We start from the raw sequence: 14,021 nt of genomic DNA, 5'->3' as shown, positions 1-14,021 counted from the left end.
AATGCAGGGGAACTACATCAAGTTCTTCGCCATGATTGGCACCTCAATTGTGACGATGTTCTTCTTGATGTACCTGCACTCCTACCAAATTCTCGATCATGCTCGGTTCAGCGAAACGCGGGTCTTTATGACCCTGATTATGGGTGCCGCCATGATGGTGATTATGTTGGCCTTCATGCTGAACATGTACAAAAACAAAAACAGGAACATCGCCATCTTTTCAATCGCGATTCTGCTGTTCGGAGCCGCACTGTGGCTGGTGCGTAGCCAGGTTACGGTGGGTGATGTGGACTATATGGAAGGCATGATTCCTCACCACTCGATTGCCATCCTGACGAGTGAACGTGCTCAGATTAAGGATGCGCGGGTTCGTGAATTGGCAGATGAAATTATCAAAGCGCAGCGCAGGGAAATTAAAGAGATGGATTGGTTGATTGCCGATATTCGAGATAATGGTGTGGTAGATACGCCTGCAACAAGGCCACTACCAGACTTTTCTTCAAGCCTTAAATAGGAATCCTTGACCCTCTAGTCAGCTAGAGCGTTTACGTTAATTTCAGGTCACTGTTTCTCGCGGAAGTCAGAACAGCAACCTCTGTTGTCATCGAATGCCGTACAGGAGCAATATTATGGCTCACTCTACTCGGGCACATCACCACAACGACGCATCAGAGCACACCCATCATCACGCCCATAACCATCATGGCCACGGGAGTCACGGAGGTCACGATAAACATGCAGGCCACAGTCCTGAAATTTTCAAGCGCCGCTTCTTCATCTGCTTAGTGCTGACGCTCCCCATTCTCTATTTCTCAGTGCAGCTCCAAAGCTGGCTTGGCTATCAGGCTATCAGTTTCCCTGGCTCAAACTGGATTAACCCAATCTTCGGGATTGCCATCTACTTCTACGGCGGCTGGGTGTTCCTAAAGGGAGCCTGGTCAGAACTGCGAAGTCAAATCGGCATGATGACGCTGATTGCGCTGGCGATTACGGTGGCGTTTGTCTACAGCCTCGCTGTCTCGCTGGGGCTGCAGGGCAAACCCTTCTACTGGGAGCTAGCCACTCTCGTAGACATCATGCTCCTGGGACACTGGGTAGAAATGGCTTCTGTGCAGGGAGCCAGCAAAGCGCTGGAGAACTTAGCAGAGCTAGTCCCGTCAGAGGCCCATCGGTGGCGGAACGGTCAGATTGAAGATATCCCAGTGAGTCAAATTCAAGCTGAGGATGTGATTTTGATTCGGCCTGGGGAACAGGTTCCCAATGATGGAGAGGTAATCGACGGCAAAACGGCGGTAGACGAATCATTCCTCACCGGAGAGTCACGCCCGGTCTCCAAGCAGGAAGGCGATGAAGTGGTAGCCGGGTCAGTAAATCGCGAAGGCTCCGTCAAGGTGCGGGTCACTCGCACTGGGGATGAAACAACCATCAGCCAAATGATGCGTTTAGTGGAAGAAGCTCAGTCGTCTCGCAGTCGCTATCAAGCCCTGGCAGATCGAGCGGCTTACTGGCTGACATTAATTGCGATCGCATCCGGCACCCTCACGTTCATTGTCTGGCTTAGCGTTAGCGATCTAGTCTTTGCGCTCAACCGCAGCGTCACAGTTTTGGTGATTACCTGTCTCCACGCGCTAGGTTTGGCGATTCCCTTGGTGATTGCCAACTCAACAGCACTGGCGGCTAAAAACGGCATCTTGGTCAGAAATCGGGATTCCCTAGAGCGGGCTAAGGATATCCAAACGATGGCCTTTGATAAAACTGGCACCCTCACCGAGGGGCACTTTGGCGTTCAGAATATCTATGCTGAGGGACTTGACGAACTGAAGGCACTGGCGATCGCAACCGCGCTAGAAAGATCTTCTGAGCATCCGCTGGCAAAGGCCATTGTTGAAGCCGCAGAGCAGAACAAGCTGGATATCCCTAGCATGAGCGACTTCGAGACCGTCACGGGTCAAGGGGTACAGGGGAATGTCAACGGCAAACTCTATCGCATTGGTCGTCCTGAATGGGTCAGTGAGCAGCAGGTGAGTCTCCCTGCGACTCTGAAAAGAGGACTAGACCGAGCGGATGAGCGGGGGGAAAGCGCTGTGGTCCTCATGGACGAACAGCAGGCCGTCGCCGTAATTGCAATGGCCGATCAGGTGCGCCAGCGGGCCAAGGAGACAGTCCACCAACTCAAGCAAATGGACATCCAGACGGTCATGATTACCGGCGATGCTGAAGCCGTGGCTCGGACGGTTGCTGAAGAAATCGGCATTGATCGCTACTATGCCCGCGTCCTTCCTGAAGATAAAGTCAACCGGATTCGAGAGCTTAAACACGAAGGTCCAACGGCCTTTGTTGGCGATGGCGTTAATGATGCTGCGGCCCTACTAGAAGCCAACATGGGTCTGGCGATAGGTGCTGGGACCAATGTCGCAATTGAGTCTGCCGATCTAGTGCTGATTGAAGACGATCCGCTTGATGCCGTTAAAGCGCTGAATTTAGCAAAGAAAACCTACAGCAAAATGATCCAGAACCTGTTTTGGGCCACCAGCTACAACGTTCTAGCAATTCCACTAGCGGCTGGAGTGCTTTATCGTTGGGGTTTTCTGCTCTCGCCTGCAGTGGGAGCATTACTCATGAGTCTATCGACGGTCATCGTTTCGATTAACGCCGTAATGCTGCGTAGAGCCAAGCTAGCTTGATCAGTGAGTGAAATTGACTCTCTAGTCAACTAGAGGGTTTAGGTTAGTGATCTGAGAAAAAGGTATCTGAACACGAGGAAAAATAATGCCAACTGCAACCAAGGAACCCGTCAGAGTCTACCGAATGTCCATGCCAGAGCATGAATGCCCTTGGGGACTCAAAGCGATCAACCTACTCAATGAGCAAGACATTGAGTTTGAAGACCACAAGCTGACATCCAAAGAAGAAGTCGAGACCTTCAAGGCCAAGCACAATGTTCCCACTACACCTCAAATTTTCTTCGGCGAGGAGCGCATTGGCGGCTACACCGACTTAGCTGAGCGCTTTGATGTTGAAGCAGAATCAGCCGACTATTCCTACGCGCCTGTCATCGCCGTTTTTTCGACTGCTGGACTGATTGCTCTAGCAGCTTCCTTGGGGATGACAGGTCTGATGGGCGTTTCACTTTCCATGCTGGCCTCACTGAAGCTAATGGATCTCGATTCCTTTGCCGAAAGCTTCGAGAAATATGACCTGATTACCAAACGATTCAAGCCCTATGCAAAAGCTTATCCTTTTGCTGAATTGATCATCGGTCTTGGTTTTCTATCTGGATTGGCCCCTCTCGCCACTGGAATTAGTTCCCTACTGATTGGCACCAGCGGCGGCATTTCAGTTTTCAAAGCTGTGTACATCGATAAATTAGCGTTGAACTGTGCCTGTGTAGGAGGGAATACCAAGACTCCACTTGGCATCATCAGTTTTGCTGAAAATGCAATTATGGCGGGGATGGGCGCATTCCTGATCTTCACGTCAGTGGGTGAAAGTCAGCCGGAAACTGCGAGAATGCCAGAGACATTACCGCCCGCCATTATTCAACTCCACAATAAAACAACTTAATTTGAAGATGGCACACTGGATCTTGTTCTAGGTGGCCTAACCTGTGCTGTCTTAGCTGTGAGGAAAGATCAGCGTTATACCGTTGCGAGAGGAAGAGACAGGATAAAAGTGCTACCTTGACCCACTTGGCTTTGAACCGTGATCTTGCCTTGATGCTTCAGTGCGATCGCACTTGCAATCGCTAATCCCAATCCTGAGCCACCTGTTTTGCGGTTGCGATCGCGATTCACCCGATAGAAGCGGGTAAACACATGGGCCTGTTGCTCGGCAGGGATGCCTATGCCTGTATCTCGAACCTCAACCAAAGCATATTTTTTATCTTGATTGAGTCGAATGACCACATCGCCCCCCCGAGGGGTGTACTGAATCGCGTTCATCACCAGATTGGCGATCATTCGGTAGAGTTGTTCTTCATCCCCCTGGACAATCAGGGGTTGCGTCGTGTCCAGTTGGGGTAATTGAAGGGTCGCTGACACCAGACGCAACCAAACTAAAGCTCTCCCTAAAACAGATCAAATTTGCTACTTATCAATAAGTTTATCTTAAGTGTTTTTTGTCGCTGTACTACTCTATATTGAAGTAAAGGTTGCCCCGCTGAGATGAGCCCCAACAGAGCAATCTCATTGCTGTCACACCCTACGCAGCCAAGTTTTCAATCACCAGACGCTCACTCATGTTTAGACGGAAACGTCCATAAGGATTGATATGGAGGTAGAACAACGGGGTTAACGCCCTCAAATCTTCTTCCTGCATACGATTCATCCATGTGGGCTCAGAAAGTACTTTTTGAATCATCAGAGTATTGATATAGACCAGGCTGATTTGCAGTAAGTGCAGGCAAAGCATGGATAGCTCTTGCATCGCCGTTTGATTACTAGCAAAGTCACCATTTTTGCCATAGAAGATGAAGTCATTGGCACTATTCCAATTCTCAACCACGTTTAGACCTTCATTGATCTCTTGCCGTAAGGCTTCATCATGCAAATACTGGCACAAGAAAATGGTCTTGATGGCTCGCCCTAATTCAGCCAAGGCAAGGTAAGTAGGGTGCTTAACGTTGTTGCGGGTGAATCGACTCAGAATGGCTTCAGGTTCGGCAGTGCCTTGCTTCATCGCGGTTGTGAACTGGATCATTGGCTCATATTGCTCCCGTACCAGATCCCAACGAATGGGTCGCTTCACAATCGCCTTGAGATGGACATACTTCTTCTTCTGCCCGGACATCGGCAGGTAGAGCTTCTGCTTGTTGATGCCCTTAAAGCGAGGCATCAGCTGGAAATTCAATAAATAGCAAAATGCAAACCCCACCTCGCTTTGGCCATGGGTATCCACATAGCTTTTATTCACGGACATCTCCGTGCAGTGGCGAAGCACACCCTTAACCATAAAGGCTACCTCCGAGGAAGAACACTTCTTCAGTTGCGAGTAGATACACACAGATTTTTTCTCGACATGCCAGTAGATCATCACCCCCCGGCCGCCATAGCGAACATGCCATTCCGTCATCAAATTCTGGTCCCAAGATTCAAAGTGCCGAGAATCAGATGCACAAGCCGTGGTGGCTTCTCCCCAGATATGAGAAAGGCGAATCCGGAAAATCGCATTGGCCACATCCGTAATCGCACAGCTGAGAGCTGTCTTGCTTAAAAACTTGCGTCGGACATAATGCAATTCAAAGTATCCTGCATCGGCTTCTGAATGAGCGATGCGCTTAATTCCTAAATTGGTGCCCAGTCCGTAAATACACAACAGCAAACGCTTGCGCAGGGACTGGGGGCTCAATATTTCACGACTAGCCGCACTCTTGAAATGCTGGGTGAAATCAATCCGAAAGTCTGCTTCTTTGAGGACATCCAACAAATGCGTTAAAGACCATCTTTGGTTGATCTCTTCCTTGAGCTTGTGAATGTTCATGGGTTCCGGTTGTGCCTCAAGCGGGGATACCTTAATTCGTCCTCCACGCTTACTCAAGATCTCAACTTTGGAGTTGTGAGGCATCCCCTGATTTAAACGGGTCAAGGCGTTTTCCATATCAGCTTGGATCTGAGTGATGAAGGTTTCCACCTCTAGGGGCTGTTGCAGATCCTGGTAGTATTCCTCTCGCCGCTCGTCAAAGTCTTGGGGTAAATCCAGGTCGGGGTTGCGATAGCGATTGGCACCGGCGACCCAAATTTCCTTACACCGTAGTTTCTCTCTCAGGGCCCTGAGGACGCACATCTCATAGGCGATGCGATCTACTTTGTCTGGCTGGTCCTCATCCTGACCTAACACCGTCTCTTGCCAGTCTGCACTGACGACCCCTTCAATGGGGACGTCATCTTCTGAGGCATAAGGTTTTCGGGGGGTGTCCACATAGGCTTTGAGTAAATCCACAGCCTGCAGGATGGGCTGGTATTGCTTGTTATTGCACCGAAAGTCAATCACTTCCAGTACCGCAGGAAGCATTTGCCGATAATGATGACCGTAGGAGGAACGGATTCTGGCGTGTAGGAGTTGTCGAAAGGTTTGACCGCCATCGTTATAGGAGTCTACAAATGCTTCCAGGGTTTGCTCACTGGCAACGGGGTAGATGACGTCTCTGACCAAGCCATCTGGTGTGGCTAGGGCTGCAGTGGCCACCTGATAAAACAGTTGGGTGTGAGAGTCCGTTTTTTTGACTTTAGCGATCACCTCTGACGTCACTTTGTTCTTGCTGCGGCTATCAATGCGATGGACGATCTGAATCAGCAGATCCATGATGTTGTCGATGATCTCTTGGCATCGCTGCCAGCAGAAACTCGCGAGTAAGGTGAGTCGGATGGTTTTGGGGTGATGCCTCAACTCGGATAAGGTTTCTGTCTCCACTCGGAGCCGATAACACTCCAGAACTCGTGGGGTCAGATGAGAAAATAAGGTATCTGGCAAAGCCACTTGGCGGAGGCGTTGGAGCTTGATGATTTCTGAAAGCAGGCTATTGAGACCCACGGGTCCAGGATCTTTTTTTAAGGCACTCAGGGGCGGATCTGGTATAGCAGTCGTCATATTGAGAAGGACGTAAACTAGAGAAGTCTTTCATTCCTTCTCCTGTGTGATGCCCAAAATTTATAGTTACGACCTACGTTGCAAAGTGATAGATGCGATTGAGCTCGATGGGATGCGCCCTTCTGAGGCGAGTGAGCTGTTCCATATCAGTCGTAACACGATTAACCAATGGCAACACCTCAAGGCGGAAACGGGTGATTTGCATCCCAAGCCAGTCCATCATCCTGGCCATAGCCATAAAATCACAGACTGGGACAAGTTCCGAGCGTTTGCCCATCAGCATCGGTATAAAACCCAAGCTCAGATGGCTCAACTATGGGATGGAGAGATTAGTGATCGAACCATCTCAAGAGCCCTCCAGAAAATCGGATTTACTCGAAAAAAAAACGTATGGGTACCGAGAACGAGATGAGCACAAACGGGCAGCGTTCATCGAACGCTTGAGTACCGTGGATCCAGAGGATATCGTCTATGCGGATGAGTCAGGCATGGACCATCGAGATGAGTATGACTACGCTTATGGCCCCAAAGGTGAGCGGGTTTATGCCTTGAAGACTGGCCGTAGAAGTGGTCGAGTCAATATGATTGCAGCTTTAAGGTCAAAGCAGTTGATGGCCCCGTTCACGATTGAAGGAGCTTGCAACCGGACGGTATTTGAAATTTGGCTAGAGCGTTGCTTGATACCGGTGCTTAAACCTGGGCAAAAGTTGGTGATAGATAATGCCACATTTCATAAGGGAGGACGAATACAGGAATTGGTGGAAGCAGCAGGTTGTGAGGTTTGGTATTTACCGCCTTATTCTCCTGACTTGAATAAGATTGAACGGTCTTGGTCTTGGATTAAAAGTCGCATCCGTCACCAATTAGACCATTTTGGGTCTCTCAGAGAAGCAATGGAGCATGTCCTTAATCTAGCGTCCTGAATAGTATGGCGACTGCTATATCTCTTTACCTGGGGTCACTTTGGGGTCTTGAATCAATTCATCAAGCTCAGTCTGAGTTTGCTTGGACAGCTGCTTGAGGGTTGAGGAAAAAAGCTGACGCTCAAACCGGCGTTGAGCGGACCGGATTAAGCGCTCAATCCTAGCAGGAGTAGGTGGTTCAATTTGAAGTGAGCGCAGTTGGTCATAGACTCTCAATTTCAGATGATGATAATCCTGCTCTTGACCCAGAACTGTATGCATTAACCAAGTGCATAGCTGATTTTGGTCTGCCACAGTTGCTTGTCGAAATCCTGAAAATTGGCGAATCTGGGCCCGGTGATTTTGAATACTCCTACCTTGCCAGTTATAGTCCTGAAACAGATCTGGCAGTAAGTCTAGCTGACTCGCTACAAAGGTTATGGCCATACGAGGAATCTCATACTTCTGTTCAGGGAAGCGACCTTCGTATTGAAAAAATTTAAGCAATAGGACAAATCCTAGGAGATTCGCTCCTTGACGTCTGGCTAACAAATGTTCTTCGTCAGGTTGAATGGACCAATGCTCAAGCAGCTCTTCTGGATGCCATTTCCGTTTCATGCGATTACGCTCCTATGAAAGTGAATTCATTAGAGCGTAAGGCAAGTCTTTGTACTATAAGTGTAGGTTATGAATTAAGGGTAATGGAAGTCAATGGGGTTTACAGTTCTTAACGCCCATAGTCCTTACTAAAAAAGGGTTTCAGCCTTCGTTGCGTCTGGTGTCAGCGACCCTTCAATTACCCCATATTCTGGGTAACCTGCTCAACCTCTGATTCGGGTTTCTCTTGAGCTTGGGACGGCTCTGGTGCATTGGTTTCTTCTGGCTTCTGATCCATAGCTAACTGCTCGTCATTCTCTATCTCAGATGCTATCTCTTCTTCATGTTGAGGAGAGTCGATGAGCAAAGACATCTGTTCATCCTCACCCTGGACAACAGGCGTTACCTTCACTTCTGGAGCTTCATCCGGTTCCTTGATCCACTCCTGGGCCTGCTCTGATATCTCCAACGGTGGCACATATCCCAAATCATTCAGAACTTGCTCAGCATCAACCCCCTTCTCCGGGCACATGGCCCGGAACTGAGAAATCGTCTCTTGGGCCTGGTGGATGGACGGGGAGCGATTCTCGAAAGACTCAAACTCATAGCGCCCCTGTCCTCCCTGCGTTTGATCTAGGTATCGACCCGCTTCAATCGCTTCATTGAATGATTCAATCTCTGAGATCGCACCCTTTAACCCTTCAATGATGGATTCAGGAATCTCCGGGGTGGATGCTTCCTCAACTGGGCTGTCAGGGGCTTGTGCTTGGGGTGCTTCAATGAGATCGGGTTCTGGCTCCACGGACGGTTCAAGCTCCGCTGTCTCCTGTTTGGGATCAGGGGCGAAGGTTCCCAGATTTTGCAATGCTGCTGTTAGTTCTGGTGTGGGTTCACTAGGGGCATAAACTTCCTCTTCGTCAACACCATCAAACCAATCCAGGTTGGCATCTAGGCTATCTAGATCATCGAGATCGATCAGCTGATCATTTTTCCCTGGGTCTTGTTCGCCTTCAGTCTGGGCCTTGTCCGGTTCTACCTCCGCACTCTCATCTTCCTCCGCAGTGATGGATTGCTCATCACTTTTATAGATGCCCAGCTCCGTATTGATTTCATGTTGTCGGGAAAGCTGCTGCTCAAGTTCAGTCTCATATTCAAAGGGTTTATCTAAGCCCTCCTCAAGTACAGATAACTCAGAATTTATTCTTGCTAGACTCTTCTTCTCTCCTTCAAGATTCTCAGGTAACTTACTGAGGCAGCTCTCCATTGACCGGATGATACCAAGAGGGGATTCACCTCCACTTATGTAGTAACTATTTCCATTTGGCGACCTCAAGTTCAGTGCAGTCTTATACCTATCTAAAATGAAAGCCATTAGGTCAAAGCCTGCGAACTCACCGATTTTTTGCTCACCCTTTTTATCTTTTTTATTGATAGTCCCCATAATATTCAGGAGCAATTGACCCGCATCCTGTCTTTTGTCCAGGGTCTTATTGCCGATCTTGATTTTGAACTTATCCCCACTCGTATCCTGTCGAATCGCAATATCTGAGGTTAAAGCATTGATTCGTTGGGTGACATTTTTAATTCGCTCTGGAATCAGATCCTTAATTTCTCGCTGGTTATCATACCGTTCATTCAAAAATGCTTGCTCATACCGCTGAAGCTCCGTCACCCGATTATCCACAGAGGCTTTCTCCATGATCAGAGGGTTGCCCGTCGCAATGGCTTTAATCTCATCAAAGCTCAACGCTGCACCAGAGATATCATCCACCGATCTCAAAGTTGGATCGCCATTCATCACCTGGCCCACCATCTCCGCTTTACGGGCTAGGGTTTGCCAACTATAAGAATCAAACCCTAGCTGCCCATTACGCCCTTGGGTGACGTAAGTCATCACAATGACTTTGCTGTTGCGGTTGCCCTGGCGAATGATCCGCCCTTCTCTTTGAGCAATGTCAGACGGTCGCCAAGGAGCATCTAAATGATGTTCTGCAATCAGCCGATCCTGAATATTCATCCCCACAGCACATTTTTCTGATGACCCGATCAGGACACGCACATCCCCCTTTCGCATCTTGCCGTAGAGTTCTTCTTTCTGTTGATTGTTGGCCGCATCGTGAATAAAAGCAATCTCCTCAGCGGGAATCCCCTTTGCCATCAGCCCAGCCTTGATATCGGCATAGAGACTAAAGCGCCCTTCCCCACCATCCTTTGCTTTTTTGGGAGTGCCCAAATCACAGAACACCATTTGGGTGAGCCGATTTTCAGCCGTGGATTCCCAGATTTTATGGATATTCGTGACGGCTTGGCTGGCCTTGCTCTGGGGGTGATTGGGGATGTCTGGAGAAACGAGGCGCATATCCAGCGAGGATCGACGGCCATCTGTAGTAATTAAGAGCATGTTGTCTTGAGTCGGCCTTACCCTACGGCTAGCGACCGCTTCCGCTCTACTGATCAACCGCTCCATATAGCTCAACTGCACCTGAGAGGCTTGAGTCGTGACGGTGATTCGCTCCACCTCGGGCACGGGCAGTTGAAGCTGTGCGGTCGTTTTGATGTCAGCGGTTTCCCGAAACAGGGTCATCAATTCCGGGACATTGGTAAACTTAGCCAGCCGGGTCTTAATCTTGAATCGTCCTGTGGCATCAATTTCAGGAGCCGTGACCTTCTCAGCAAAAGCCCCCACCCAAGCATCAAAGTTGCCAATCCCCTGTCGCTCCAATGCCTCTGGCTGCAAGAATCGCTGCATCGTGTACATCTCAGCAATGGAGTTTGAGATCGGGGTGCCTGTCGCAAACACCAAGCGCCCACCTTGTTTACGGATGAGCTGGCATTTCATAAACCCATCCATTGCCCGCTGAGAATTGGTATTGGAAAGACCTGTAATATTTTCTAGCTTGCTGGGGCGGCCTAGATTCTTCCAAAAATGGGCCTCATCTACAAACAGCGCATCTACCCCAAGCTGATCAAACAGCACCCCATCATCCCGCTTCTCACTTTTGGTGATCGCCTCGATGCGTTCTTGTAGCTTGCGCCGCTCTCGCGCCAATTGCTTGACGATGGCATTCCCCTTTCGATCTCCCTGCTCATTGATGACGGACTCGACTTCCGTCAACTGCTGCACATAGAAATCCTTCTCTTGTTCTTTCGAGATGGGCAACAGCTTAAATGCCGAATGGGTAACAATCACGGCATCCCAATCCCCCGTGGCAATTCGGGCCATCAATTCCTTACGCTTGGATGCTTTGGTATCCTTTTCCCCTGGTGCCAAAACCTTAGCATTGGGATAGAGCTGCTGAAACTCATTCGTGAACTGCTCCAGCATGTGATTGGGGACCACAATCATCGGTTTCTTGGCAATGCCCAGCCGTCGCATCTCAATGGCACTGGCAACCATCGTGAACGTCTTGCCCGCTCCAACTTCGTGCGCCAATAAGGTTGTGGGAGACTGGAGTGATCGCCAAACGGCATCTTTTTGATGGGGGCGCAGGGTGATACTGGGGCTTGACCCTGGCATCTCCAGGTTCGGGTTTCTGAATTCCCGGATCACCGTGCCGTTGAACAGGTCATTGTAGATTTTGCACAGGGTCTGGGACCGATCAAAATCTTTCCAAATCCACCCTTTGAACCGTTCCTTGATCTGCTCCTGCTTCATCCGTACAGACATGGTGGCTTGCTGATCCACCCGTGACTTCCCATCCGCATCTTTATAAAAAACAGATACATCTTTGAGGTTGAGGGATTTTTCGATCAGTTCTATCGCTGAGTAATAACCCGTGCCATAGGTTTTTAGATTATGTGAATTGCTCTGAATAGAAGGCTTAGCCTTGATGTTCCATACCGCAAAATTTGAGCTGTGGTTGACGGTGATGCCGCCGCTTTCTTTCGGGACTTGCAAAAGATCATGGGCAAAATCAGCGATGGTCTCTGGGGGTATCCAAGGAGAACCCAGGCGTACCTCAATTTCCCCTGGCCCCAGATCACGGGGTTGAACCTTTTGCAGTGCCTCTACATTAGCCTGAAATTCTGGATTTCCACCTTCTACGGCTGCTTGGGCAATCTTGAGCTTTTCACGGACGCCTCCTGAGAGATACTGATCCTCGGTTTGCCATTGTCCTGTCGTTGGCTCTTTGAAGATCAATCCCTGCTGTTGCAGATCTGCGAGGACAACCGCCTCATCCTCACCGACAAGCTGAGCCATATATCCCGGCACGACTTGGTTGTATTCATTGAGGGAGGTCACCAATGCTTCCTGGCTCGTCTCTGCTGATGCCCTCACTTCCTTGGGGCGCACGGTTCGACGAGAAAAGACGGCTGTCTTTTCAATTGCTTCCGTGTTCTTATTCTTCTGTTCGAGAGCCAAGATGAGTTGAGCATCGGGGTCTAGATTGAAAACCCGCTTATTGCCTGAGTCAGAGAGGTTGCCGTTCTTTGCAACAAACTGGTCATAAACCTGATTGAGTTTGGCTTGGGCAATTCCTAGCTCATCATCTAACCCCCCTCTGATTTGAACGTCGAACACGTCTTGGACAGCTGTCAGGCGACAATTACAACCAAGCTCAAGTCAATTACTTGACCGGTTATGAGATCGCCTCTTTAAAACATGATCACTGATTGAGTTGGCGTCAATTACCCCTGTATTGACCGAGCCACATGAAAAGCACTAGATCACTCCCAAGGATATCGACGGGAGGAGCGCTAGTGCGTGGTCAACTTATTGAACTATACAAAGTGGACGTTTTTAACCGAGCCAGAGACCAAGGCAATACCCAAGCTCAAGCTTCTGCAATCGCTGGTATTTCAGAGCGCAGTGGCCGACGCATAGAGAAAGGCCAACACCGTTCTAGTACTGGAGCAAAAAGGACATGGCGTACCCGCAAAGATCCACTTGCTGCTGTGTGGGGCAGTGAACTGGAGCCAATGCTGCAAAGGGAACCCAGGCTTGAACCCCTCACCTTATACGACTATCTTCAGGAGCAATATCCAGGTCAATATCAAACCGTCAAACGAACGCTGCAACGCCGAGTAGCGGATTGGAAAGCCCAAAACGGTCCATCCAAAGAAGTGATGTTCGAGCTTCGTCACATTCCTGGTGAAATCGGCCAGTCAGATTTTACTGAACTCAAAAAGATCAAAGTGACCATCGCAGGCAAGCCCTTTGAACACCTGCTTTATCACTACCGACTGGTCTACAGCGGTTGGCAGTATATCGAGATCATCCAGGGCGGTGAGAGTTTTATCGGCCTTTCCCAAGGTTTACAAAATGCCTTGAGAGTCTGTGGCGGTGTACCTAAGCAGCATCGTACCGATAGCCTTAGTGCAGCTTATAAGAATCTGAAAGGCAAACGTCGTAAACCTCTCACCCAGTTCTATGAAGACCTGTGTGCTCACTACCAGATGCAGCCCACTCGCAACAACACAGGGATAGCCCACGAGAACGGCTCCGTGGAAGGCTCTCATGGATATTTCAAGCGTCGTCTTCGTCAAGCCCTTTACCTCAGAGGCAGCTATGACTTTGCTTCAGTGAGTGACTATCAAACGTTCCTGGCAACAGTCGTCAGCAAACTGAATCAGCGCTGTAGTGACAAGTTTGAGCAAGAACTCCCCCATCTGCAACCCCTACCCCAGTATCGCTTTGCTGACTACAAGGAATACAGCGTCAAAGTCAGTTGTCACAGTGCGATTACCGTATGCCGGGTTCTTTACACCGTCCCTTCTCGGCTGATTGGCAAGCGGTTGACCATCCGGCTTTATCATGACCGTCTGGTTGGCTATGTGGGTACTCAGCGGGTGGTTGAACTCACCCGTAAGAGAATTCCCAAAGGCTCAAAGAAACGACGTGCCCGCAGTATCAATTACCGCCATGTCATTGAAGGGTTAAGAAAAAAGCCCAGAGCCTTCCTCTTCTGTACTTGGCAACAGGATCTACTTCCCAAT

The 14,021-nt window shown here is 49.4% G+C and carries 8 protein-coding genes and 1 pseudogene; 5 read left to right on the top strand and 4 right to left on the bottom strand.

Translation table 11 applies throughout. The features are described 5' to 3' along the window. Nucleotide 1 precedes the first annotated feature (1 nt). The 3 genes from ON05_RS31285 to ON05_RS31275 all read left to right on the top strand — a co-directional run bounded on the left by ON05_RS31285 (nt 2) and on the right by ON05_RS31275 (nt 3,564). Nucleotides 2-514: a DUF305 domain-containing protein gene (locus ON05_RS31285; RefSeq protein ID WP_010476432.1), complete on the top strand. Its 513-nt coding sequence runs from the start codon at nt 2-4 to the stop codon at nt 512-514. A gap of 115 nt (nt 515-629) precedes the next feature. Further along, entirely contained in the window at nt 630-2,684 is a 2,055-nt protein-coding gene (locus tag ON05_RS31280; protein ID WP_010476433.1) for a heavy metal translocating P-type ATPase, read from the top strand. Between the two features lie 85 nt (nt 2,685-2,769). Beyond that, a complete protein-coding gene (locus tag ON05_RS31275) occupies nt 2,770-3,564 on the top strand; it encodes a glutaredoxin (RefSeq protein WP_010476435.1) in 795 nt (264 codons plus the stop codon). Nucleotides 3,565-3,638: 74 nt separating this feature from the next. Here the strand turns inward: ON05_RS31275 and ON05_RS31270 are convergent, their stop codons facing one another. Next, nucleotides 3,639-4,040 (bottom strand): cell wall metabolism sensor histidine kinase WalK, encoded by a 402-nt coding sequence (locus ON05_RS31270; protein ID WP_236619042.1) that lies wholly within the window; start codon nt 4,038-4,040, stop codon nt 3,639-3,641. 160 nt (nt 4,041-4,200) lie between these two features. Beyond that, entirely contained in the window at nt 4,201-6,585 is a 2,385-nt protein-coding gene (locus ON05_RS31265; RefSeq protein ID WP_010476438.1) for a Tn3 family transposase, read from the bottom strand. A gap of 49 nt (nt 6,586-6,634) precedes the next feature. On the opposite strand from ON05_RS31265, the gene ON05_RS31260 reads away from it, so the two are divergent. Continuing rightward, nucleotides 6,635-7,508 (top strand): IS630 family transposase gene (locus tag ON05_RS31260; protein WP_085945213.1). Its coding sequence is split into 2 segments (ribosomal slippage): nt 6,635-6,964 and nt 6,966-7,508, totalling 873 coding nucleotides; the frame shifts between segments, so codons are not numbered across the junction. Between the two features lie 15 nt (nt 7,509-7,523). Here the strand turns inward: ON05_RS31260 and ON05_RS31255 are convergent. Together ON05_RS31255 and ON05_RS31250 are read right to left on the bottom strand one after the other, a co-directional pair. Further along, a complete protein-coding gene (locus tag ON05_RS31255) occupies nt 7,524-8,105 on the bottom strand; it encodes a DUF4158 domain-containing protein (protein ID WP_010476441.1) in 582 nt (193 codons plus the stop codon). 178 nt (nt 8,106-8,283) lie between these two features. After that, nucleotides 8,284-12,606 carry an SNF2-related protein gene (locus ON05_RS31250; RefSeq protein WP_010476442.1) on the bottom strand — a complete coding sequence of 1,441 codons (4,323 nt, stop codon included), beginning with the start codon at nt 12,604-12,606 and terminating at the stop codon, nt 8,284-8,286. Nucleotides 12,607-12,737: 131 nt separating this feature from the next. On the opposite strand from ON05_RS31250, the pseudogene istA reads away from it, so the two are divergent. Then, nucleotides 12,738-13,823: pseudogene (istA, locus tag ON05_RS31245) on the top strand (IS21 family transposase); the annotation flags it as partial. Nucleotides 13,824-14,021: the final 198 nt, after the last annotated feature.

The organism is Acaryochloris sp. CCMEE 5410 (assembly GCF_000238775.2).
Lineage (GTDB): Bacteria > Cyanobacteriota > Cyanobacteriia > Thermosynechococcales > Thermosynechococcaceae > Acaryochloris.
Note: the sequence above shows the minus strand (reverse complement) of the source record. Positions and strands in the feature narration are given on the sequence as shown.

Coding starts and splice junctions, on each gene's coding strand:
- ON05_RS31285 (WP_010476432.1), top strand. CDS start 2: ATGCAGGGGAACTACATCAAGTTCTTCGCCATGATTGGCACCTCAATT.
- ON05_RS31280 (WP_010476433.1), top strand. CDS start 630: ATGGCTCACTCTACTCGGGCACATCACCACAACGACGCATCAGAGCAC.
- ON05_RS31275 (WP_010476435.1), top strand. CDS start 2,770: ATGCCAACTGCAACCAAGGAACCCGTCAGAGTCTACCGAATGTCCATG.
- ON05_RS31265 (WP_010476438.1), bottom strand. CDS start 6,585: ATGACGACTGCTATACCAGATCCGCCCCTGAGTGCCTTAAAAAAAGAT.
- ON05_RS31255 (WP_010476441.1), bottom strand. CDS start 8,105: ATGAAACGGAAATGGCATCCAGAAGAGCTGCTTGAGCATTGGTCCATT.